This is a genomic window from Mesorhizobium sp. WSM4833, assembly GCF_055811095.1.
Window position 1 is genome coordinate 19,937 of the sequence record NZ_JBVVQG010000021.1, and the last position, 22,920, is coordinate 42,856.

20 protein-coding genes are annotated in these 22,920 nt (G+C 62.6%); 6 read left to right on the forward strand and 14 right to left on the reverse strand.

Going from position 1 to position 22,920, the window contains the following annotated elements; translation table 11 throughout:
• Nucleotides 1-28 precede the first annotated feature (28 nt).
• The 5 genes from AC0L2D_RS28860 to AC0L2D_RS28880 all read right to left on the reverse strand — a co-directional run bounded on the left by AC0L2D_RS28860 (nt 29) and on the right by AC0L2D_RS28880 (nt 3,949).
• A complete protein-coding gene (locus AC0L2D_RS28860; protein WP_473543613.1) occupies nt 29-586 on the reverse strand; it encodes an OmpA family protein in 558 nt (185 codons plus the stop codon).
• A 111-nt stretch (nt 587-697) separates the two neighbouring features.
• Complete coding sequence (locus AC0L2D_RS28865) at nt 698-1,261, reverse strand: GNAT family N-acetyltransferase (RefSeq protein ID WP_013531462.1); 564 nt, start codon at nt 1,259-1,261, stop codon at nt 698-700.
• Between the two features lie 5 nt (nt 1,262-1,266).
• Complete coding sequence (gene sseA / locus AC0L2D_RS28870; protein ID WP_473543615.1) at nt 1,267-2,133, reverse strand: 3-mercaptopyruvate sulfurtransferase; 867 nt, start codon at nt 2,131-2,133, stop codon at nt 1,267-1,269.
• Between the two features lie 38 nt (nt 2,134-2,171).
• Nucleotides 2,172-2,915 carry an alanyl-tRNA editing protein gene (locus tag AC0L2D_RS28875; RefSeq protein WP_064994175.1) on the reverse strand — a complete coding sequence of 248 codons (744 nt, stop codon included), beginning with the start codon at nt 2,913-2,915 and terminating at the stop codon, nt 2,172-2,174.
• Nucleotides 2,915-3,949, reverse strand: a complete 1,035-nt coding sequence (locus AC0L2D_RS28880; protein ID WP_064994176.1) for a cysteine synthase A — start codon at nt 3,947-3,949, stop codon at nt 2,915-2,917. The genes AC0L2D_RS28875 and AC0L2D_RS28880 overlap by 1 nt, the downstream gene beginning before the upstream one ends.
• A gap of 227 nt (nt 3,950-4,176) precedes the next feature.
• Between AC0L2D_RS28880 and AC0L2D_RS28885 the strand changes: the two genes are divergently transcribed.
• Both AC0L2D_RS28885 and AC0L2D_RS28890 read left to right on the forward strand, forming a co-directional pair.
• Nucleotides 4,177-4,998 (forward strand): SDR family oxidoreductase, encoded by an 822-nt coding sequence (locus tag AC0L2D_RS28885; RefSeq protein WP_024505081.1) that lies wholly within the window; start codon nt 4,177-4,179, stop codon nt 4,996-4,998.
• 79 nt (nt 4,999-5,077) lie between these two features.
• A complete protein-coding gene (locus AC0L2D_RS28890) occupies nt 5,078-6,052 on the forward strand; it encodes an alpha/beta hydrolase (protein WP_063168060.1) in 975 nt (324 codons plus the stop codon).
• 103 nt (nt 6,053-6,155) lie between these two features.
• Here the strand turns inward: AC0L2D_RS28890 and AC0L2D_RS28895 are convergent, their stop codons facing one another.
• Nucleotides 6,156-7,589, reverse strand: a complete 1,434-nt coding sequence (locus AC0L2D_RS28895; RefSeq protein ID WP_064994177.1) for a DEAD/DEAH box helicase — start codon at nt 7,587-7,589, stop codon at nt 6,156-6,158.
• A gap of 409 nt (nt 7,590-7,998) precedes the next feature.
• On the opposite strand from AC0L2D_RS28895, the gene AC0L2D_RS28900 reads away from it, so the two are divergent.
• Entirely contained in the window at nt 7,999-9,531 is a 1,533-nt protein-coding gene (locus tag AC0L2D_RS28900; protein WP_013531455.1) for an acyl-CoA carboxylase subunit beta, read from the forward strand.
• 12 nt (nt 9,532-9,543) lie between these two features.
• On the opposite strand, the gene AC0L2D_RS28905 is transcribed toward AC0L2D_RS28900, so the two are convergent.
• Together AC0L2D_RS28905 and AC0L2D_RS28910 are read right to left on the reverse strand one after the other, a co-directional pair.
• Nucleotides 9,544-11,544: a hypothetical protein gene (locus AC0L2D_RS28905; protein WP_473543618.1), complete on the reverse strand. Its 2,001-nt coding sequence runs from the start codon at nt 11,542-11,544 to the stop codon at nt 9,544-9,546.
• Nucleotides 11,541-13,085 (reverse strand): NAD(P)H-hydrate dehydratase, encoded by a 1,545-nt coding sequence (locus AC0L2D_RS28910; protein WP_473543620.1) that lies wholly within the window; start codon nt 13,083-13,085, stop codon nt 11,541-11,543. Before AC0L2D_RS28910 ends, AC0L2D_RS28905 begins: the two co-directional genes overlap by 4 nt.
• Nucleotides 13,086-13,443: 358 nt before the next feature.
• Between AC0L2D_RS28910 and AC0L2D_RS28915 the strand changes: the two genes are divergently transcribed.
• The gene (locus AC0L2D_RS28915) at nt 13,444-13,782 is read left to right on the forward strand and encodes a P-II family nitrogen regulator (RefSeq protein ID WP_006205430.1); all 339 of its coding nucleotides are present in this window, start codon (nt 13,444-13,446) and stop codon (nt 13,780-13,782) included.
• Nucleotides 13,783-13,847: 65 nt separating this feature from the next.
• Nucleotides 13,848-15,257, forward strand: coding sequence for a type I glutamate--ammonia ligase (glnA, locus tag AC0L2D_RS28920; protein ID WP_013531452.1), 1,410 nt, complete (start codon nt 13,848-13,850; stop codon nt 15,255-15,257).
• 735 nt (nt 15,258-15,992) lie between these two features.
• On the opposite strand, the gene AC0L2D_RS28925 is transcribed toward glnA, so the two are convergent.
• Nucleotides 15,993-17,033 carry a glutamine synthetase beta-grasp domain-containing protein gene (locus AC0L2D_RS28925; RefSeq protein WP_013531450.1) on the reverse strand — a complete coding sequence of 347 codons (1,041 nt, stop codon included), beginning with the start codon at nt 17,031-17,033 and terminating at the stop codon, nt 15,993-15,995.
• A 316-nt stretch (nt 17,034-17,349) separates the two neighbouring features.
• Between AC0L2D_RS28925 and AC0L2D_RS28930 the strand changes: the two genes are divergently transcribed.
• Entirely contained in the window at nt 17,350-17,547 is a 198-nt protein-coding gene (locus AC0L2D_RS28930) for a DUF2735 domain-containing protein (protein WP_473543622.1), read from the forward strand.
• Nucleotides 17,548-17,643: 96 nt separating this feature from the next.
• Here AC0L2D_RS28930 and AC0L2D_RS28935 read toward each other — a convergent pair whose 3' ends face one another.
• From AC0L2D_RS28935 to crcB, 5 genes are all read right to left on the reverse strand, one after another.
• Nucleotides 17,644-19,533, reverse strand: coding sequence for an MFS transporter (locus tag AC0L2D_RS28935; protein WP_027163360.1), 1,890 nt, complete (start codon nt 19,531-19,533; stop codon nt 17,644-17,646).
• A 188-nt stretch (nt 19,534-19,721) separates the two neighbouring features.
• On the reverse strand, nt 19,722-20,510 hold the full coding sequence (locus AC0L2D_RS28940; RefSeq protein ID WP_473543624.1) for an ATP12 family chaperone protein: 789 nt from the start codon (nt 20,508-20,510) through the stop codon (nt 19,722-19,724).
• Nucleotides 20,511-20,521: 11 nt separating this feature from the next.
• Entirely contained in the window at nt 20,522-21,439 is a 918-nt protein-coding gene (locus AC0L2D_RS28945; protein ID WP_024505073.1) for a DMT family transporter, read from the reverse strand.
• A gap of 2 nt (nt 21,440-21,441) precedes the next feature.
• On the reverse strand, nt 21,442-22,422 hold the full coding sequence (locus tag AC0L2D_RS28950) for an RluA family pseudouridine synthase (RefSeq protein WP_027163357.1): 981 nt from the start codon (nt 22,420-22,422) through the stop codon (nt 21,442-21,444).
• A gap of 62 nt (nt 22,423-22,484) precedes the next feature.
• Entirely contained in the window at nt 22,485-22,859 is a 375-nt protein-coding gene (gene crcB, locus AC0L2D_RS28955; protein ID WP_063172204.1) for a fluoride efflux transporter CrcB, read from the reverse strand.
• Nucleotides 22,860-22,920 lie beyond the last annotated feature (61 nt).

Below are 22,920 nucleotides of genomic sequence, written 5' to 3' on the forward strand. Positions count from 1 at the left end.
CCGGCTAATTAAAATTCGGAGCTGCGACTCAACGGATGAAATCGTCGAAGCGGCGCAGCGTCACCCGGCGATTCTGCCAGTTTTCGTTCTGCGTCTGCACCAGCAAAAACTCCTCGCCGTAACCAACGGTTTCCAGTGCATGGCCGGGCACCCTAAATTCGCGCACCAATGTGCGCTTGAGCGAAGCGGCGCGTTGTTCGGACAGGGCCTGGTTCGACTGGAAGGAGCCGACGGCGTCGGTATGGCCTTCGATCAGCACGCGGGCGCCGGGATCGCGGCGCAGGATTCGCCGCAGCGCGTCGGCAATAGTCTCGATCTTGTCGTATTGCGAGTTGGCAATAGCCGCCGAACCGAAGGCGAAGTTGATCGACTGGATATCGATCGAGCGGGCCATGCGGCGCAAATCCGGGCGCCGCTTGAATTCCCGGATGGTGACGCGCTCGTTCGGCCGCAATTTCACACGCGGTGCCGCCTCGAGCTTCCGCCCGATCGTCGCGGCCGAAGGCGTTGTCGCCTGGGCTGCGGCCAGGCTTGGCATGGCAATCGCCGCGATCAGCGCGGCGGCAAGTGTACGGCGGGTCAGCATGTCTTCGTCTCCTTCGGCCTTGGCCGCATTGATGGTGCGGGCAACATGCCAAAAGCAGCCTGAAGGGCCGATGAACGACAGGTTCAGATTCGAGCTGGTGTCAGCTTCCGGCTAGGGCCGCATGACGCTGGCCGCGCGCTCGGCGAAAGGCAGCGGATGCACGATTTCCTTCTTTTGCGCCACCGGTGCAAAGCCGAGCTTCTGGTAGAGCGGCAGAGCCGCCGGATGATCGAGCGTGCAGGTCTGCACCGTCACCCGCTTCGGCCCATGCGACCATGCGGCAGCGATCGCGGAGCCCAGGAACCAGCGGCCGATGCCTTGTCCCGTCGCATGTTCCATCATGCCGAAATAGGCGAGCTCGACTTCTTCCGGCAGATGCGGCTTGAGATCGAAGAAGCCGGCGGGTGCGCCGTCGAGATAAAGGACCCTGATGTCGCGATCCTCGCGATGAATGCCGGCGGCAAGCTCGTCGTCATCCAGCCTCAGCACATTGACCCAGTGCCATTTGCGCCCCACCCGGTCCATCAGATAGCGGTAGAAATGCAGCGGAATGTCCTTGGTCTTCAGCAGCGCGATCTGACGGTTGTAGGGCACCGGCGGCGAATAGGCCGGCGGCACATGCATCTCGAGAAACGTCACCGTGACGTCAATATCTTCCAGCGCGCCGTTTTCCATCGTCTTCATTCCTTGCCGATCACAACGGGGCCGGTCACGACAGGCGTGTCGGAAAGCCCGCCCCACTCCGTCCAGGAGCCGTCGTAAAGCCTGTTGTTGGTATGGCCAAGTGTTTCCAGCGCCAGCGTCACCACCGCTGCGGTAATGCCGGAGCCGCATGAGGTGACGACAGGTTTCGACAGATCGATGCCGGCCTCCTCGATCGCCTTGCGCAGGCGGTCCTTCGACAGCAGCTCGCCATTTTCCGACAGCGCCGAATAGGGCAGATTGCGCGCGCCAGGCATATGGCCGGAGCGGATACCCGCGCGCGGCTCAGGTTCAGTGCCGGTAAAGCGGCCCGGCCCCCGGGCGTCGGCGATCTGGCTTGCCCTGGTGTCGACGATCCGGCGCATGTCGGCGAGGCTGGCGACGCGCCCGGAGTCGAAATCGGCATGAAACACGCTTGGCGCGATCTTCGTCGGCTCAGCCGTCACCGGTCTGCCGGCGGCTTTCCAGCCATCGAAGCCGCCATCCAGAATATAGGTCTGGAAGACGCCCATGACCCTGAACATCCACCACGCCCGGGGCGCCGAGAAGAAACCCGGACCATCGTAGACGACGATGGTGTCATCGGCCGAAACGCCCATGGCGCCGACATACTGGGCAAAATGCTGCGGTGACGGCAGCGTATGCGGCAAGGGCGAATCCGGATCCGAAACCGCATCCTGATCCAGAAATCGTGCGCCCGGTATGTGGGCCGAATCGTACTCGCCGCGCGCATCGCGCTTCTGCGCCGGGAGATACCAGGATGCGTCGATGATCGTCAGGCCCGGCTCGCCGAGACGTTGCTGCAGCCAGTCTGCGTCGACGGTGAAGGGGCTGTCCTCGGCCATTTTGTGCTCCTGCTCGCCTTTTGGCGATCACTGTCTGTTCAGTTTGCCGGCATCGGCCCAAAGCGGATGCGGAAGCGCCGGTTTTCACGGCCCTTCTTCTCGATCTTGCCGATGTGGATTTCGCCGACTTCGCCAGTGCTCTTCACATGGGTGCCGCCGCAGGGCTGGCTGTCCACCGAGGCGTTGTCGCCGATACAGACCAGGCGGATCTTGCCGGTGCCGGCCGGCGGCCGGACGTTCTTGGATTTCACCAGGCCGGGATTGGCGGCCAGTTCCTCGTCACTGATCAGCCTGACAAAGATCGGATGATCGGCCCGCACCAGCTCCATCAGCCCGGCGGTGATGTCCTCCTTGGTGAAGCCGGCATCCGGAGCGTCGAAGTCGACACGGCTGTCGTCCTCGGAAACGGCGGCACCGGTGATTGGAAACGGACAGACGACGGTGAGCAAATGGCAAGCCGCATGCATGCGCATCAGGAGATGCCGGCGTTCCCAGTCGATGGCCAGCCTCACCGTCTCGCCGACCTGTGGCACCGCTTGCTCAGGCGCCGGCACATGGATGATCTCGTCCTTGGTCTCGCCGGTGAGGGTAGCGGCAATGGCGATGCGGCTGCCGTCCGCGCGTTCGAGACACCCGGTATCGCCCGGTTGGCCGCCCGAAGTGGCGTAGAAGATCGTCCGGTCGAGGATGATGCCGCCGCGGTCGTTGACGGCAACGACTGTCGCATCCGCCGTCCGCAGATAGGCGTCGTCGCGAAACAGGGCATCCGTCCTGTTTGCCATCACGCGACCTTTTCGAACGGCACCGAAATTGTGCTCTTCAGCTCCATCCAGCCTGGCACCGGCAGTTGCTTCTCGCGCAGGAATTCCGGGTTGAACAGTTTTGACTGATAGCGCGTGCCGTAGTCACAAAGAATGGTCACGATGGTGTGGCCGGGACCCAATTCCCTGGCCAGGCGGATCGCGCCGGCAATGTTGATGCCGGTCGAGCCACCGACGCAAAGCCCCTCTTCCTGAATCAGGTCGAAGACGATCGGCAGCGCATCCTCATCGGGGATCTGGAAGGAAAAATCCGGCGTAAACCCTTCGAGATTGGCGGTGATGCGCCCCTGCCCGATGCCTTCGGTGATCGAGCTGCCTTCGGACTTCAGCTCGCCGCTGGTGTAGAAGGAGTAGAGCGCGGCCCCCAGCGGGTCGGCCAGCGCGATCTTCACATCCTTGCTTTTCGCCTTCAGCCCAAAGGCGACGCCGGCCAGCGTGCCGCCGGAACCGACCGCCGAGACAAAGCCATCGACCTTGCCGCCGGTCTGGCTCCAGATTTCCTCCGCTGTGGTGCGGATATGGCCGTCACGGTTGGCAACATTGTCGAACTGGTTGGCCCAGATGGCGCCGTTCGGCTCGGTCCGCGCCAGTTGCTCGGCCAGCCGCCCCGACAGTTTCACGTAATTGTTGGGGTTCTTGTAGGGCACGGCAGGCACTTCGATCAGTTCGGCACCGAGCAGCTTGATCGTGTCCTTCTTCTCCTGGCTCTGTGTGTCGGGAATGACGATGACGGTGCGATAGCCGAGCGCCTTGGCGACCAGCGTCAACCCGATGCCAGTGTTGCCCGCCGTTCCCTCGACGACGACGCCGCCGGGCCTCAGCAGCCCACGCTGCTCGGCGTCGCGGATGATGAACAGGCCGGCGCGATCCTTGACCGACTGGCCCGGATTCATGAATTCGGCCTTGCCCAGGATCTCGCAACCGGTTTGTTCCGAAGCTTTGTTGAGGCGGATCAAAGGCGTGTTGCCGATCGCGTCGATCACAGAACGGGGCATTCAGGATTCCTTGTGTAGGTGCGCCGAAACCCTAGAAACCCGAAGCTGCAGTTTCAAGGCAAGAATTTGTCTGGTCCAGTCGCATTTGCGGTACTGTAGTTGCGTCAGCGCTTCCCGAAACCGACCTCTTGCGCCACAGCTCATTTTCCGGCTGACGTTGAAAAGCAGCTTTTCATTCGATTTCTTCATCGCTAGAGCAAAGCACCAACAAGTCGACAGGGCGCAGCATGACACTCTACCGGGCCAACCCGAAGCACGGCGTCGCCTGGATCACGGGCGGATCGAGCGGCATCGGCCGTGCCCTGGCCAGGGATCTTGCTTCCCAGGGCTATGCCGTCGCGGTGACGGCGCTCGACGACGATCCGATCGACACGCTTGTCGTCGAGACCGCGCAGATGCCGGGCAGCGTCACGGCCTTTCCCTGCGACGTCACCGACGAGCCGCGCATGGCAAGGACCGTCGCTGCGATCGAGAAGGAGCTCGGTCCCATCGTGCTCGCCATCTTCAATGCTGGGAATTACATTTCGACGCCGGGGGAGAATCTTGTCGTCAACGACTTTCGCCGGTCCTTCGAGGTCAATTATTTCGGCATCATCAACGGTCTCGTGCCCGCGGTCGAACGCATGCGTGTGCGGGCGCGCGGCCATGTCGTGCTGGTCGGCTCCGTGACGTCCTATTTCGGCTGGCCGACAACGGCCGCCTATGGCGGCACCAAGGCGGCCATCAACATCCTGGCCGAGTCGCTGAAGTATGATTTCGACAAGATGAACGTGCGTATCCAGGTGTTCAATCCTGGCTTCATCGACACCCCGCTGACCGAGAAGAACATGCTGCCGATGCCGGGACTGATGCCGGTCAGCCGTGCGTCGCGCCGCATGGCGCGGGGCATCAAATCGGGCGGCTTCGAAGTCCATTTCCCGCGCCGGACAAGCTGGCCGCTGAAACTGCTCGCCCTGCTGCCGAGGCCGCTGTGCAGAGGGTTTATCAGCCTGATGACCAGTTGGAAGGCGCGGCCTCTGCATTACGACCGCAAGCCGCCGATCGAATAGGACGCCTGCGAAATTGGCAGGCTCCCCGTTTTCGGGCCGCCGTCGCCATGGTTGAGACAAGTGCCGCGTGGAGTCTGCGATGGGGCGACGGATCGTGCTTGCTGTGCTGGGCCTTATTGCCGTTCTCGCACTGGCCTTCGTGTTCGGCCCGCGCGTTCGCGTCGACACCACGATCCGTTTCGATCCCTCGCTCATCGGCGACGATCCGCAGGCCTATGTGGCAAAGGCGGAAGCCGCCATCCCCGGAATCCGAGACGGGCTGGAGAAGGAGATCGTCTGGGCCGATCCGTTGGTGCATGCCAGGACCCCGCTATCGATCGTCTACATCCACGGCTTTTCCGCATCGAAGGGCGAGGTCCGCCCGCTGCCTGACGAAGTGGCGGAACAGCTTGACGCCAATCTCTTCTACACACGGCTTACCGGTCATGGGCAGGATGGCGCGGCGATGACGCAAGGCAGCATCAATGCCTGGATCAACGACTATGAGGAGGCGCTCGCCATCGGCCGGGCGATCGGCGACAAGGTGATCGTCATCTCGACTTCGACCGGCGGCTCGCTGGCGGTCTGGGCGGCAACGCAGCCCGGTGCGTCGGACGGGGTGGCGGCGATTGCGTTCATCTCCCCGAACTTCGGCGTCAAGACTTCGGGCGCCGAGATCCTGACCATGCCGTGGGGCAAACAAATCGCCAGGCTGGTCGCCGGCAAGGAACATAGCTTCGTGCCGCGCAACGCGCTGAATGAAAAATTCTGGACCACCCGCTATCCAATCGAAGCAACCTTGCCGATGCAGGCGCTGACCGAGCTTGCCTATGGCGCGCCGGTGGAGAAGGCGACCGTCCCTGCTTTGTTCATCTTTTCTGATTCGGACAAAGTGGTGCGGGCCGACCGCAGCCGCGAGATTGCCGGGCGCTGGGGCGCGCCGCATGAACTGGTTCCGGTCGACGACACTGGCGACCCGGACAATCACGTCATTGCCGGCGACGCGCTGTCGCCGTCGACCACGGCGTTTCTGGCGCAAAGGATCGCCGTCTGGATCGAAGCGGTGGTGAAGTAGGCCGACGAAAAGGGGCGACCGAAGCATCGCTTCGGCCGCCCTTTTCTTGTTTCGTCTCGGCAATCAGCCAGCCGAAGCTTGACTGACTGCAGCGCGGTCTGGCTTACGCGGCCCGCGCAGCCGGACGCTTACCGCCGAAGCGGCGCTTGTTGTTGCCCTTGAAGGCCGGCTTGGCGCCGTCCGGCTTGCGCTCGCCGGCGAAGGCCGGCTTGTCGCCGAAGCGCTTCTTGCCAAAGCCGTTGCCCTTGTTCTCGCCACCGGGCCGCCTGCCGTCGCGACGGCCATTGCGGTCGTTGCGGTCGTTGCGGTCATTGGCCGGCTCGAAGCGCTCGTTCTTTTCTGCCGGATTGCGCAGCGGATCGGGGCTGCCGAGATGGTCGGCAACGATCGGCAGCTTGGTGCGGATGATGCGCTCGACCTGGCGCAGCTTGCTGTTCTCGGAAGGATCGCAAAGCGTGATCGCGATGCCGTCCATGCCGTTGCGGCCGGTACGGCCGATGCGGTGGACGTAGCTCTCGGCTTCATCAGGCAGATCGAAATTCACGACATGGCTGATGCCGGGCACGTCGATGCCACGCGCCGCGATGTCGGTCGCCACCAGAATGCGCACCGAGCCGTCGCGGAAATCGTTCAGCGCTTTCTGGCGGGCGTTCTGCGACTTGTTGCCGTGAATGACGGCGGCCTTGAAGCCATCGCGCTCGAGGTCCTTGGTCACCCTGTCGGCACCATGCTTGGTGCGCGAGAAGATGATGACGGACTTCATCGCCTCATCGGCGAGCATCGTCGACAGCACCTGGCGCTTCTGCTTGGTGCGGGCAAAGACGACGCCTTGCACGATCTCGGCCGCTGCCGTGCTTTGCGGCGCGACTTCGACGCGGATCGGGTTCTTCAGCAGGCCCTTGGCCAGTTCGGCGATTTCATTGGGCATGGTCGCCGAGAACAGCACCGTCTGACGATCGGGCGCGGTCGCCTTGGCGATGCGCTTGACGTCGTTGATGAAGCCCATGTCGAGCATGCGGTCGCCCTCGTCGAGCACCAGCCATTTGGTGTCGGCAAGTATGAGGTCGCCCTCACGCACCAGGTCGGTCAACCGGCCGGGCGTTGCGATCAGGATATCGACGCCGGGCGCAACCTTCTTCACCTGGCTGAAGCGCGAGACGCCGCCAAGCACGAGCGCGGTCGAGACATGCGCGCCCTTGGCGAGGATCTTGATCGTATCCTCGATCTGCACGGCGAGTTCGCGCGTCGGCGCCAGGATAAGCGCACGCGCCGTCTTCGGCCGGCGCTTGGTGCCGAGTGCGATGATCTTCGACAGGATCGGCAGAGCGAAGGCCGCGGTCTTGCCGGAGCCGGTCTGGGCGATGCCGAAAATGTCACGGCCTTCCATCTGCGGCGGGATAGCCTGCGCCTGGATAGGCTTCGGCTCGGTGAAGCCGGCGTTGTGGGTGGCCTTGAGCAGCGCGCCCGTAATACCCAGTGCCGCGAAACCGGTGAGTTCCGCAGTGTTGCTACCGGGCAAAGTGTTTTCGTTGGTCAAAATAATCTTCTTTCACGCGGCTTCTGGCCGCAAACATCGATGGCGGCAGGGCGCAACCTGCCGTCGAACAAATTTTCATGAAACGACAAGGCGGGCGGACGGGTTCGTCCACTCGGCTGCGCTGTCGTGCCCGCAGGCATCATGCCACGGGGCTTTTTCGCCGCTTTGTGATTTACCGGAAAAAGGGCCGATATACCGGAAAGAGGGAAAACAGACGCAACCAGTCTCATTCGTCGAGAAGGCCGGATAAGTCCCGGCCCAAGCGCCTATGCCGCCGCATATGGCCCAGTTCGCCACCAAATGCAAGGGGGCTCATGTTGCAGCGCAGCAAAATCGACGGAGCAAGCGGCGCTTGCGCTCGCTTGCCGGCACGATTACCACGAAATGCCGCTGGCTTGGGAGGTAATCGATGAAGGACGTGCTGAAGGAACTCGAGCGCCGCCGCGAGATCGCCCGCATGGGCGGCGGCCAAGCGCGCATCGACGCCCAGCACAAGAAGGGCAAGCTCACCGCGCGCGAACGCATCGAGGTGTTTCTCGACGAGGGCTCGTTCGAGGAGTTCGACATGTATGTCGAGCACCGCTCGACCGATTTCGGCATGGAAAAGACCAAGATCGCGGGCGACGGCGTCGTCACCGGCTGGGGCACCGTCAACGGCCGCCCGGTCTACCTCTTCGCCAAGGATTTCACCGTGTTCGGCGGCTCGCTGTCGGAAGCGCATGCCGAGAAGGTCATCAAGGTGCAGGAGATGGCGCTGCGCAACCGGGCGCCGATCATCGGCCTCTACGATGCCGGCGGCGCGCGCATCCAGGAAGGCGTGGCAGCACTCGGCGGCTATGCCGAGATCTTTCAGCGCAACGTGCTGGCCTCAGGCGTCATTCCGCAGATTTCCGTGATCATGGGGCCTTGCGCCGGCGGCGACGTCTATTCGCCTGCCATGACCGACTTTATCTTCATGGTGCGCGACACCTCCTACATGTTCGTCACCGGGCCGGATGTGGTGAAGACCGTGACCAACGAGACGGTGACCGCCGAGAGTCTCGGCGGCGCCTCCGTCCACACGACGAAATCGTCGATCGCCGACGGCGCCTATGACAATGACGTCGAGGCGCTGCTGCAGATGCGCCGGCTGGTCGACCTGCTGCCGGCTTCCAACACATCGGAGCTTCCCGAGATCGAATGCTACCAGTCGGTCACCGACCATGATTTGTCGCTCGACCGGCTGATTCCCGACAACGCCAACAAGCCCTACGACATCAAGGAGCTGATCCTGAAGGTCGCCGACGAAGGCGACTTCTTCGAGATCCAGCAGAATTTCGCCAAGAACATCGTCACCGGCTTCGGGCGCGTCGAGGGCCGCACGGTCGGCTTCGTCGCCAACCAGCCAATGGTGCTGGCCGGCGTGCTCGATTCGGACGCCAGCCGCAAGGCGGCGCGCTTCGTGCGCTTCTGCGACTGTTTTTCGATTCCGATCGTCACCTTCGTCGATGTCCCCGGCTTCCTGCCCGGTACAGCGCAGGAATATGGCGGGCTGATCAAGCATGGCGCGAAACTGCTGTTCGCCTATGCCGAGGCCACCGTGCCGAAGATCACAGTCATCACCAGAAAAGCCTATGGCGGCGCCTATGACGTGATGGCCTCAAAACACCTGCGCGGCGACATGAACTATGCCTGGCCAACGGCGCAGATCGCGGTGATGGGCGCCAGAGGCGCGGTCGAGATCATTTACCGCAAGGACATCGGTGATGCCGAAAAGATCGCAGCCCATACAAAGGCTTACGAGGATCGCTTCCTGTCGCCCTTCGTCGCCGCCGAGCGCGGCTATGTCGATGAGGTGATCATGCCGCATTCGACCCGCCGCCGCATCGCCCGGGCGCTGCGCATGCTGCGCAACAAGGACATGCAGAACCCCTGGAAGAAGCACGACAACATCCCGCTGTGAGGCGCCGGCAACTCACTCCTCTTCCGCCGCCCCGAACCCCGCTCCCATCGTGGCACGGACAGGGCTGCCCCATGGCGTTGCGTGGTTGTCGATGCGCATCTGGAAGATGAAATAGGTCGGCGAGCAGAAGCCGATGCCTTTCACTTTGCCGATGCCCGGCGTGTCCGGCGGCAGCGACTGGCACATATAGTCCTCGCGGCAGAAATGATCGGCCGAACAGGCCGGCCGGTTGCCGCGATTGACGGCGCCGCCAAGACATTGGTCGAAATTGTTGGTGGCCACGCAGATGTCGAATTTCTTGCCGCCGACCAGCCCGCAAATCTCGTTCGGCATCGGCTTGCCGGCTTTGAAGGCCGCGAAGGAGCGGTCCTTGTCGTCGCAGCCGCGATAGGCGATGCCGCCAGGCACGCCGATCTTTGGCGGTCGGCAGGTGTAGGCGGTACGGGAAATGTCCGAGGCGAAGGCCGCGAACTGGCCCGATTTGCTGTAGCGGTCGTTGAAAGGCTGCGCCGCATTGCTGGCGATCGAGCCGGTCAGGCAGGGATGACCGGAAAACAGTTTTTCGCTGTCTTTCGGCAGCAGGCATTGCGCCAGTTTCGTGTGCACGCCCGAAGCGGTGGCCAGCGGCGTGCAGACGGTGCCGCCGCCGCATTGCCAGGTCGCGCCGAAGCGGTCCGCATCTTCCGGCATCAGGCACGGCATGGCCATCTCGGCCGGCGCGTAGTCGACCGCGGCGTCCGTCCAGGCTGCCGGCGGCGCAAAGGAGAGCGGACGGAAGCGGTTCGGCTCCCTGCCCTCAGCTGTAGCGCGCAGCCAGGCCTGGCGGCGCGGGATCTCGGCATGAAGATGCGGCGAAATCCCGACCTCGATGCGGTTCAACGGCGATGTCGTCTCGTCGTCAAGGCCGATGAAATGGAAGCCGGCAGTGGAGCCGGCCTGATGGCAACCTTGGCAGGCGCCATTGTCCAGCCGCTCGACCAGCGCTTCCGGCGTGCGCACCAGTTTCAGCGTGGAATAATCGAGCGATGCGAATTCCTTAGGCTGGAACAATTGCGTAAACGGATGATTGGCCTGCCGCGCGCTGCCGAAGGTCGACCATGAGATGATCTTTCTGGCCAGGAACTCGTCGGGAATCTCATAGACGCCTTCGTCAACCGCCGGCAAATTGGCGCCGACATAGACGGCGAGCCGTGCCTTCAGCGCCGCATCCTGCGAAAGCCGTGCGGTGTCGGGCGTGTTCTCCAGCGGTTTTTCGCTGATATCGGCGCCATCGATGCCGAATATCCGCATGAGATAGGCGGCCTGGCCACCGAACTCGGTTTCCTGGCCGGAGGGGAAGCGCACCACCTGTACGTTGAGCTCCAGCTGCTTGAAGGTGAGCCCAGCTCTCTCCAGCGGCCCGCCGGTCAGCCAGCCGGCATCGACGCTCTCGTCAAGCTGGGGTGTCCAGCGTCCGGCAACACCGACGCAGCCGCCATCGGCGTCGGGGGTGGCGCTGTAGACCGCATTGAAATTGAATGGCAGGCGCGACGCCAGCAGCTTGCCGTTTTTGCGAAAGCTGTAGGCCAGGCGGTAGATGAAGCGCACCTCGCCGCAGCTCCTGTCGCCTTGCAGCACCGCGAAGTCGCGACGATCGAGCCGGTTGATGACGCCGACCAGCCGGAAGCGCGCGGCGTCGGTCTTCAGCCAGCGCATGTCCATGATGCGGCCGACATTGCCGTCGGTGACTTCGTAGAGCGTCCGGCCGCCGGCTTTCATATCGGCACGAAGTGCTGCAACATCGGAGGCAACCGTTTCGACGATGGCGTGAAAGGCCGGCGCCTCGTCGTAAAGCGTCTTCAGACCGCCCTCGCCGTCGACCCCCAAAACATCGGCGAAACCGAAACCCGTGGCATCGAGTGCGGCGAGCACCGCCGGATCGTCGACGATCGTCACAGGACCTTCGGCGCGCGCCGTCGGCGCCATGAAGACAGCGATGAGGGTGGCAAGCAACAGAACGAGCGCGCGGCTCATTGGGCAGCCGTGCGCGCGTCGAAGAGGTCGCGCAACACCGGCACCAGTGCCAACGGCAGGTCCTCGGCGATCAGACCGGGTCCGAACCGGCTGCCGGCTTCGGCATGCAACCACACCGCCGCGCAGGTGCCCTCGAAGGGCAGCATGCCTTGCGCCAGCAAACCGGCAATGATGCCCGACAGCACGTCGCCTGACCCGGCTGTGGCCAGCCACGGTGCACCGTTGGAGTTGATCGCCGCTTTGCCATCGGGCGCTGCTATGACCGTGTCGGCGCCCTTGTAGACGATGACGGCGTTGGCCCGCGCGGCGGCCGTTCGCGCCTTGTCCAATTTCGACATGGTTTTGTCCCCGGCGATATCAGGGAACAGGCGGCCGAATTCGCCCTCATGCGGCGTAACTATCAAGGCAGGCGCATTCGGCTGACGGGCAGCTTCGAACAGCGCCTGAGGCTGATGGGCCAGCGACGTGATGGCGTCGGCATCGAGCACCATCGCACCGGCGTAGCTTGCAGCCGCCGATGTGCGTGCTTCCTCCTCCAAAGCCTTGATCAGTTGCAGGGCGAAATCGCCGACCTTGGGCTTTGGCCCGAGCCCCGGTCCGAACACCAGCGCCCCGGGATGGCGCACCGTTAGAAATTCCTGCACCTCCTCGAGCGAGCCCGCCTCGCGCAGCATGATCGAGGTCAGGTGAATCGCGTTCACCTGCATGGCATTGCCAGGCGACAGCACGGTGACCGCCCCTGCCCCGCTTCTGGCGGCGGCCAGCGCCGACAGCCGCGCCGCGCCCGTAGCACTGGGACCGCCGGAAAAGACGCCGACATGGCCGCGCTTGTATTTGTGCGCGTCCACCGCCGGCACCGGAAAATCCTGCAACCACAGGTCCGGCACATTCTCGAAAGTCGAGACGGCGAGCTGTGCGATGATGCCGTCGCCGATGCCGATATCGGCGAGCACGATCTCACCGCATTGCCCGCGCCCCGGCAGCAGCAGGTGGCCAGGCTTTTTCCGCGCGAAGGTGATGGTGACCTCGGCACGAAACGCCCTGCCCAATATGTCACCGCTCCTTCCAGAGACGCCGGACGGCAGGTCGACCGCGACCACGGGCAGGCTCAGGGCTGTCACTGTATCGATGGCTTTCGCGGCGTCGCCGGACAGCGGCTTCGACAGCCCCGCCCCATAGAGCGCGTCGATCACGATCGAGCCAGGCTTGGCGTCAAAGTCAGACAGCGGCCGGGGCTTGATCGGGCATTCCGCGGCGGCGAGCGCCGCATCGCTTTTCGGCCTCGGCGCGCCGGATGCCCAGACCGATGTGCTGACGCCGCTGCCGGCCAGGATGCGGGCAACGACATAGCCATCGCCGCCATTGTTGCCGGGCCCGCACAGCACATGGATGTGCTTTGCCGAGGGGTAGCGCTTGAGAACCTCGGCCGCGACCGCTCCACCAGCGCGCCGCATCAGGCCGATGCCGTCGGCTGGGCCGGCGGCAATCGTCAGCCGATCGGCCTCGCTCATTTCGGCCGGGGAAAGAAGTTCGTTGCTCATGGATTGCCGATCCGCATGCGATCAAGCATTGTCCGATTTCGATCCTAAGCAAACAAGGGGGAGTTGCCGAGATCTGCAGCCATAACGTTGGCACGAAAGCATCGCGGGCAGAAAATTGCCTGGGGGATAGGCAATATGCCCGATTTTTGTGCGGACGTGGGTGCTGGCGCTGTGTAGGCTCTGGCAGTCCATGCCGCTTCCGGTGCAGCGAATGACGCGAATTTGCATCCCGGTGCGGCGCGGCTTTGAAATCTTATGAGACCGCTTAGAATCCGCTGAATTGGCACAGTTCGTGCTTGATGGAGGCGCAAGCGGGGGGTCACAACCCGTTTTTTTGGCAGTGGAGGCCACTTTTTACATGAAAAAGATCGAAGCGATCATCAAGCCATTCAAGCTCGACGAAGTGAAGGAAGCGCTTCAGGAGGCCGGACTGCAAGGCATCACCGTCACCGAAGCAAAAGGCTTCGGTCGTCAGAAGGGCCACACCGAACTCTACCGCGGCGCCGAATATGTCGTCGACTTCCTGCCCAAGGTGAAGATCGAGGTCGTGCTTGGCGACGACGCGGTCGAAGGTGCGATCGAGGCCATCCGCAAGGCGGCCCAGACCGGTCGTATCGGCGACGGCAAGATCTTCGTTTCCAATATCGAGGAAGTCGTGCGTATACGCACCGGCGAAACGGGCATGGACGCGGTCTGACCGACCGCGCCATCCTCCCGAAAAACGTCATCATCAAAAAAAGTCATCACACAGGGATACATGACATGACGACAGCCAAAGACATCATGAAGCAGATCAAGGACAACGACGTGAAATTCGTCGACCTGCGCTTCACGGACCCGAAGGGCAAGCTGCAGCACGTGACGATGGATGTCATCGAGGTCGAGGAAGACATGTTCGCCGATGGCGTGATGTTCGACGGCTCGTCGATTGCCGGCTGGAAGGCCATCAACGAGTCCGACATGGTGCTGATGCCCGATCCGGAAACGGTCCACATGGACCCGTTTTTCGCGCAGTCGACCATGGTCATCCTGTGCGACATCCTCGATCCGGTTTCGGGTGAATCCTACAACCGCGATCCGCGCGGTACGGCCAAGAAGGCCGAGGCCTACATGAAGGCCGAAGGCATCGGCGACACCATCTTTGTCGGCCCGGAAGCCGAGTTCTTCGTGTTCGACGATGTGAAGTACAAGGCGGATCCCTACAACACCGGATTCAAGCTCGACTCCACGGAACTGCCGTCGAACGACGACACCGATTATGAGACCGGCAATCTCGGCCACCGTCCGCGCATCAAGGGCGGCTACTTCCCGGTGCCGCCGATCGACAGCGCGCAGGATATGCGCTCGGAAATGCTGACCGTGCTCGCCGAGATGGGCGTGCGCGTCGAAAAGCATCACCATGAGGTGGCGGCGGCTCAGCACGAACTCGGCATCAAGTTCGACGCGCTGGTGCGCAACGCCGACAAGATGCTGATCTACAAGTATGTCGTCCACCAGGTCGCCAACGCCTACGGCAAGACGGCAACCTTCATGCCGAAGCCGATCTTCGGCGACAACGGCTCGGGCATGCACGTCCACATGTCGATCTGGAAGAACGGCAAGCCGACCTTCGCCGGCAATGAATACGCCGGTCTGTCGGAAAGCTGCCTGTTCTTCATCGGCGGCGTCATCAAGCATGCCAAGGCGATCAACGCCTTCACCAACCCGCTGACCAATTCCTACAAGCGCCTGGTGCCGGGTTACGAAGCGCCGGTTCTGCTCGCCTATTCGGCGCGCAACCGCTCGGCTTCCTGCCGTATCCCGTTCGGCTCGTCGCCGAAGGCCAAGCGCGTCGAGGTCCGCTTCCCAGATCCGGGCGCGAACCCCTACCTCGCCTTCTCAGCGCTGCTGATGGCCGGCCTCGACGGCATCAAGAACAAGATCCATCCCGGCCAGCCGATGGACAAGGATCTCTACGACCTGCCGCCGAAGGAGCTGAAGAAGATCCCAACCGTCTGCGGCTCGCTGCGTGAAGCCCTGCAGAGCCTCGACAAGGACCGCGGCTTCCTGAAAGCCGGCGGCGTCTTCGACGACGACCAGATCGACAGCTATATCGAGCTGAAGATGGCCGAAGTGATGCGCTTCGAAATGACCCCGCATCCGGTCGAGTACGACATGTACTACTCCGTCTGAGATTCAATCTCGGTCCAAGATTAGCTATAATGCTCAAGCCCTTGAAAGACGTCCCTCTTTCAAGGGCTTTTTGCTGCGCTCCATAGGAATTGCCAGCCGACCGGCATGCCTCGCCTGCACGGCAGCCGCGCATGGACAGCCGTATCCGCCTTTCGTCTTCGACGATCATAGGATGCCCGGATTCTTGGACCTACGGTCCATCGGAGCGGCCGGCTTGAGCGCGTCGCTTCAATCACAACTCGGCGGTGTTCAGTAAATGATCAAGGGAGGCGGCTCGGTCGCCAACTTCGGAGCCAGGAGCGAGCGGAGCACTGTCTCAGGCTACAGTGACCGCTCGTCCGGCGCCCACGCCAATGCCGCCGTTCAAGAAAACCCCGCCCGTCCGAACAGCATTGCGTGACGTAACCCCAAGGCCTGCGAATACGCATGCCGTAGCGTGATCTGTCAACGCCGCCAGCCGGGTGGCGAATGACCGATTCCGTTGTATGAACAGATGCTTATGGAAGATCCATCGCCCCGGACAAGGGCTGGAAAAGGCGGTTTTCCGGGCTTTCTGGCGAGTGATCGCCGCAGACCCGCACGGCTGCGGCCGGAACTCACGGGCGATTAGCGACCGCCGGAACTGCCTGACTTTTTCTGGGTATGTTTTACCGGGAATGCAGTCAGCCGGGTAACGGCCAAAAAAGAACCCCGGCGCGAAACGCCGGGGCCCTCTTGTCATACAGTCCGAAACACTTAAGCGGCGGCTGAAACCTGAGCGCTTGCCGGAACCGAGGCGATCGTCTTCAGGATTTGCGAGGCGATCTGGTAGGGGTCGCCCTGCGAGTTCGGACGGCGGTCTTCCAGATAACCCTTATAGTCGCTCTTGATGAAGGAATGCGGCACGCGGATCGAGGCGCCACGGTCGGCAATGCCATAGCTGAACCGGTTCCACGGCGCGGTCTCGTGCTTGCCGGTCAAACGCTTGTCGTTGTCCGGGCCGTAGACGGCGATGTGATCCATCAGGTTCTTGTCGAAGGCCGCCATCAGCGCTTCGAAATAGGCTTTGCCGCCGACTTCGCGCATATAGGCGGTCGAGAAGTTGGCGTGCATGCCAGAGCCGTTCCAGTCGGTGTCTCCGAGCGGCTTGCAGTGGTATTCGATGTCGATGCCGTATTTCTCGGTCAGGCGCTGCAGGAGGTAGCGGGCCATCCACATCTGGTCGGCGGCCTTCTTGGAGCCCTTGCCGAAAATCTGGAATTCCCATTGGCCTTTGGCCACTTCGGCGTTGATGCCTTCGTGGTTGATGCCGGCGGCGAGGCAGAGGTCGAGATGCTCCTCGACGATCTGACGCGCGACGGAGCCGACATTGGAATAGCCGACGCCGGTGTAGTACGGGCCCTGGGGTGCGGGATAGCCGCTCTCGGGGAAGCCGAGCGGGCGACCGTCCTTGTAGAAGAAATATTCCTGCTCGAAGCCGAACCAGGCGCCCTCGTCATCGAGGATGGTGGCGCGCTTGTTTGAGGCATGCGGCGTGACACCATCGGGCATCATGACTTCGCACATGACCAGCACGCCGTTGGTGCGGGCGGGATCCGGATAGACCGCAACCGGCTTCAGCACGCAATCGGAGCTGTGCCCTTCGGCCTGCTGGGTCGAGGAACCATCGAAGCCCCACAGCGGCAGCTGCTCGAGTTCAGGGAATTCGGCGAATTCCTTGATCTGCGTCTTGCCGCGAAGGTTGGGGACCGGGGTATATCCATCGAGCCAGATATACTCGAGCTTGTATTTCGTCATTCTAGCCTCTCGTTGCTTGATCACCGAACACTGAACGGCGTCGACATGCGTCTGCCGTCAGCAGCTGGCCTGCCGCACACTTAAAATGCAATTCGTGTGCCATTCTTGGTCCGGAGGGTGCGACAAAATTGACGCGGCATCCACCGGAAGTCGGTGAGCCGCCTAAGCAATGCGCCCGGATCCATCACGGTCCTTATTTGCACAAATAGTGTGCAAATGCTGATCTTTTCATAGGCATATTGCCTAACTTGATTGCAGACCTTATCTTCGGGCCAAGTTGAATCGAAAAGGTTCGGCGGAAGAAAGGAACCCGGCAATGGAAGTCATTTCCACACGACCGTCGGCCAAAATTTTGATGTTCCCGGCGGCAGCACGCCTCTCTGCCTCAAATTTGAGCGGAAAGGCTAAGTTTGCGGCAGAGCTTGCCTCGCTGCGTGGTGCCCGCGCGGATTTCGGCGACGGCTGGTACCATGAGGCAGCCATCGAGGAAGAGGCCCGGGGCCGCAAGATCTGACACAAAGGGCAGCAGCCCTCGCCAACGAATTGGCCTGAAAAGAAAAAGCCCGGCGCGATCGTTCGCGCCGGGCTTTCTTTTGAACGCTGGGGCTGCCTACTCCTTGGCGTGCAGGTCGGTGCCGAGCGTATCCTTGACGAAGATCATGCCGATGACCAGCGTTATAGCCGCGATCACCACCGGGTACCAAAGGCCATAGTAGATGTCGCCTTTGTAGGCGCTGAGCGCGAATACGGTTGCCGGCAGCAGTCCACCGAACCAGCCATTGCCGATGTGATAGGGCAGCGACATGCCGGTGTAGCGAATGCGGGTCGGGAACATCTCGACCAGGATCGCCGCGATCGGCCCGTAGACCATGGTCACGAACAGCACCAGGATGAACAGGATGCCGATCGTCATTGGCCAGTTCACTGCTGCAGGATCGGCGAACATGGCGAACGCGCCGCCGCCTGGAATGTTGTAGACGGTGACTTCGGGTGCGCCCGCTGCCTCATCGGTGGTCAGCAGCTTGTCCTTGACCGCCTGGTCGATCGGCACCGTCGCCTTTTCACCGGCACGGATGGCAGCGGCGTCCAGCTTCAGTTCCGGGTTGGCGGCAACAAACGCATCGAGCTTCTGGTCCGCAACCTTGGCTGCCGAGCGCTTCAGCGGATAGCCGCCGTCCTGCAGCGACATATTGACGGCCTTGATGAAGGCCGCTTCCTTGGTCTTGGCCTGATCACCGGCGGCGATGGCGTCATAGGACTCGACCGTCTCGTTGCCGATTTTGACAGATGCGGGTGTGCCGGCGGCAGCCGTCGACACCACGTCATAGGGAACCGAGTTCTTGGTCAGGAACGAAGTCGCGATATCGCAGGATGTCGTGAACTTCGCCGTGCCAACCGGATTGAACTGGAACTTGCAGTCGCCCGGCGCCGCGGTCACCGTCGCCCTGGTGTTCTGCTGCGCCGTGGCGAGTGCCGGATTGGCAGCCCACGTCAGTGCCTTGAACAGCGGGAAGGTGCAGACAATCGCCAGCGCAAGGCCCGCCATGATGATCGGCTTGCGGCCGATCTTGTCGGAGAGCCAGCCGAAGACGACGAAGAAGATCGAACCGACCGCCAGGGCGACCGCGATCATGATGTTGACCGACTGCGCGTCGACCTTGAGCACGTTGGTCAAGAAGAACAGCGCGTAGAACTGGCCATTGTACCAGACCACGGCCTGACCGGCTGTGAGGCCGAGCAGCGCCAGCAGTGCAATCTTGGCGTTCTTCCATTGGCCGAAGGCTTCCGTCAGCGGCGCCTTGGAGCCCTTGCCCTCATCCTTCATGCGCTGGAAGGTCGGGGATTCGGAAAGCGAAAGCCGGATCCAGATCGAGATGCCGAGCAGCAGGAAAGACACGATGAACGGAATACGCCAGCCCCAGGCAGCATAGTTTTCCTTGCTCAATGAAGCCTGTACGATCAGGATCACAACCAGCGATAGGAACAGGCCGAGCGTCGCCGTGGTCTGGATCCACGAGGTGTAGTAGCCGCGCCGGTTGTCCGGCGCATGTTCGGCGACGTAAGTGGCCGCGCCGCCATATTCGCCACCCAGAGCCAGGCCCTGCAGCATGCGCAGGATGATCAGGATCACGGGAGCGGCGATGCCCAAAGTGGCATAGCCGGGCAGCAAGCCGACCAGGAAGGTCGACAGGCCCATGATCGTCATGGTGACAAGAAAAGTATATTTACGGCCGACAAGGTCACCGATGCGGCCGAACAGCAGTGCGCCGAACGGGCGCACAAGGAAGCCTGCGGCGAAAGCCAACAGCGCGAAAATGTTGCGGGTCGCTTCCGGAATGGCTGGGCTGAAAAAGGTCGAACCGATGAACACCGCCAGCGAGCCATAGAGATAGAAATCATACCATTCGAAAACGGTGCCGAGCGAGGAAGCGAAGATGACTTTCTTCTCTTCCCGCGTCATGCCGCGGCTTGTTCCGCCGGCGGTCGATGCTATTGCCATTGCGTTATCCTCCCGTGAGACCCGTTCTCAATGCTGCGCGACACTGTCCGCGTTCTCCTCCGAGCACGGACTCAACGACAGCCATCGGGGAAAAATGACAGAAAGCGCCCGCCAAAGGCAGCGCGTCTTTGGGATTATGACTTTGGTATTAGGTGCGCTGCGGGATGAAACCGGGCGAGTTGGGACCCCTAGCCCTTGAGCGCTTGCAGCAGGACGGCAGCAGCCATCATGTCGCGCTTGCGAGCCGCGCGGCGGGCAACGGCCTCCGCATCCTGCCCCCAATGCTCGATCTGCCAGTCCTCGTCGACATGAGCAGCGGCCCAGGCAGCCTCAGCGTCGATCTCGTCGAAATCGACAGCCAGCGCCAGCAGCGCCGAACCGGTCAGCGACGTCATCACATGAATGGCGGCGAGCCGCAGCGGCTCGGCGCGCTGGGCAAGATGGCTGCCCAGCACGGCGATGGTCTCGCGCGGCTGTTCGACATGGATGATGCCCTCGGCCAGATTGAAACGTGCTCCGAGCGTCCTCGCCCAGTCGATCACCGGATCCCAATGCTGGTTCTGCCGCTCCACCAGCCCTTGCGGTGCGTCGGCGCGATAGCAGGTGAGATCGGATGAGGCAAAGCGCAGGATATCCTCCAGCACCGCCTGCGGGTCGCTGGCGACGCCATCGATGGCCGTGTTGACGAGGCGCATCACGGGCATCTTCACCGGATCGATGGTCTCGCTTTGGGCGGCGAACTCGTCGGCGACGAGCGCGGCTGCTGCCTCGGTCGGCAGCACCAGCAGCGCCTTGCCCGGCGTCCGCACCGGCTTGCCGTCGAGATGCACGGCAAAGCCATTGTCGACAGGTGCCACAGAGGCGGCCTTGTAGAAGCGTTTGGGCAGAGGCGTCTTCATCTGGATCTGGGCGCGGCGCACAGGATCCGGGTCGGAGAGATACTTGCCCGCTTCGAGGTCGTTGAGGATGTCACGCATGAAGGTCTCTCTTACACCGGCGTCAGCTTGCGCGCCGGCCGGTTGACGATGATCAGGCCGGCGGCAATCAGGCCAAGTGCCAGGAAAATGCGCATGGTCAGCGGCTCATTCAAGAACATGGCTCCGCACAGCACGCCGAAAACCGGCGACAGGAAGGTGAAACTGGACAGGCCTGACGCCGGATAGCGCCGCAGCAGCCAGAACCACAGCACATAGGTGAAGGCGACGATGTAGACCGCCTGGAAAAGCAGCGCCAAGGTCGGCAGCACGGTCGGGTCGCGAACGGGCGGGCCGGCGAGAGGCAGCACCAATACGCCCACGATCGCTGCCCCGGCGAGCTGGTAAAGCAGAAGCTTCTCGGCGCTCGCCTCGACCAGCTTCGAGCGCTTGATGAGGATGTTGGTCAAAGCCCAGAAGAATCCGGAGCCAAGGCTCAGCAGATCGCCGAACAGCATGTCTCCGCCGCCGCCAAGCTTGTCGGAAAACACCGCGGCAAGGCCGGCAAAGGCCAGCAGCAGGCCAAGGAATTTTCTCAACGTGATCTGCTCGCCGAGCAGGAAATGGCCGCCGAGCAGCATCCAGAACGGCATGGTGTTGACCAGCAGCGTGTTGCGGGCAACGGTCGTATGCTCCAGGCCGACATAGAGGCAAAGGAACTCGATGCCGAAAAGCGCGCCAACCACGATGCCGGCGAGCAAGGTCCCGTCGCGCGTGAAAAGCGCGATGCCGCGCCACCGGCACCAGGCAAAGACACACATGCCGCCGATGATCGAGCGCGCGATCGACAGGAAAACCGGATCATAGCCAGCGTAGGAGATCTTGGCGGCGACGTAATTCAGCCCCCAGGAAAAGGTCAGCCCGACCATGATCGCGGCGGCGGCCAGGTCGACCGTGTCGCGCCGGTCGAGCGCGTCGGTGGCGCCGCTCACGATCAGTCCTCCGCGCTGGCGTCGTCGAAGCCGATCAGGTTCCAGCTCTGGCGCATATGCGGTGGCATTGGCGCCGTGACATCGATGACGCCCTTGTCCGGATGCGGAATGATGATGCGGCGGGCGTGCAGATGCAGGCGGTTTTGAATGCCCCCGGGAAAGTCCCAGTTGGTGTCGGCCTCGAAATATTTCGGATCGCCCAGGATCGGGCAGCCGATGTAGGCGGCATGGACGCGAAGCTGGTGGGTGCGGCCCGTATAGGGCTCCATTTCAAGCCAGGTCATCGTCTGCGCCGCCTGCTCGATGACGCGGTAGTAGGACACAGCGTGATCGGCGCCCTTTTCGCCATGCGCGGCGACCCGCACGCGGTCACCGTCCGGCGTCGGCTCCTTGATCAGCCAGGTCGAGATCTTGTCCTCGCGCTTGGGCGGCACGCCCTTGACCAGCGCCCAATAGGTCTTCTTGGTCTCGCGGGCGCGAAATGCTTCCGAGAGCTTCATGGCGGCCAGTCGGGTGCGGGCGACGACCAGCACGCCCGAAGTGTCGCGGTCGAGCCTGTGAACCAGTCTGGGCTTCTCGCCCTTCTGGTTGCGCCAGGCCTCCAGCATGTCGTCGACATTGCGGGTGACGCCCGAGCCGCCCTGCACCGCAAGGCCCGCCGGCTTGTTGAAGACGAAAACCTTAGGGTCTTCATGGATCAGCATTTTCGACAGGACATCGGCATCGCCCTGGTTGCGGATCGAGTGGCCGGTCAGCGCACTCTCGCCCTTCTTGTCAACCTCGAGCGGTGGGACGCGAACCATCTGGCCGGGCTCGACACGGGTGTCGGCCTTGACCCGGCCGCCGTCGACACGGATCTGGCCGGAGCGCAGAAGCTTCTGCAAATGGCCGAAACCAAGGCCCGGGAAATGGGTCTTGAACCAGCGGTCGAGCCGCATGCCCGCCTCGCCGGCTTCCACCGTGATCTGTTCAACGCCTGCCATGTTTTTTGTCGCTTATCCGTTTCCCGAGCGAAGCTCGGCCTGTTCTTGGCGCGGCAATAGCACTAAGGCAGGCTTCTTGCGAGCCAAAGTCCCAGAAACAGGGCGATAATGGCGCCAATGACGCTGGCAAGGGCATAACCCAGCGCAGGCAGCGTGGCTCCCCGCTCCCACAGCGTCGCGAAATCGAGCGAAAAGGCTGAGAAGGTGGTGAAGCCGCCAAGAATGCCGGTGGCAACGAACAGCCTGACCTCGTTCGATCCGCCACGGCGCATCATGGAGGCGATGAACAGCCCCATGGCGAAGGAGCCGATGACGTTGATGGCCATCGTGCCCCAGGGATAGTTAGGGCCGACAAAACGCAGCGCGCCGATGTTGGTAAGGTGACGAATGCCGGCACCGATGCCGCCACCGACGACGACGAGAAACAGATTGAACATGACCGTTTACTGCCCCCGCAGGGCTGCCCGGTCAATCCCTCGTTGTGGGCGCAACCGCACG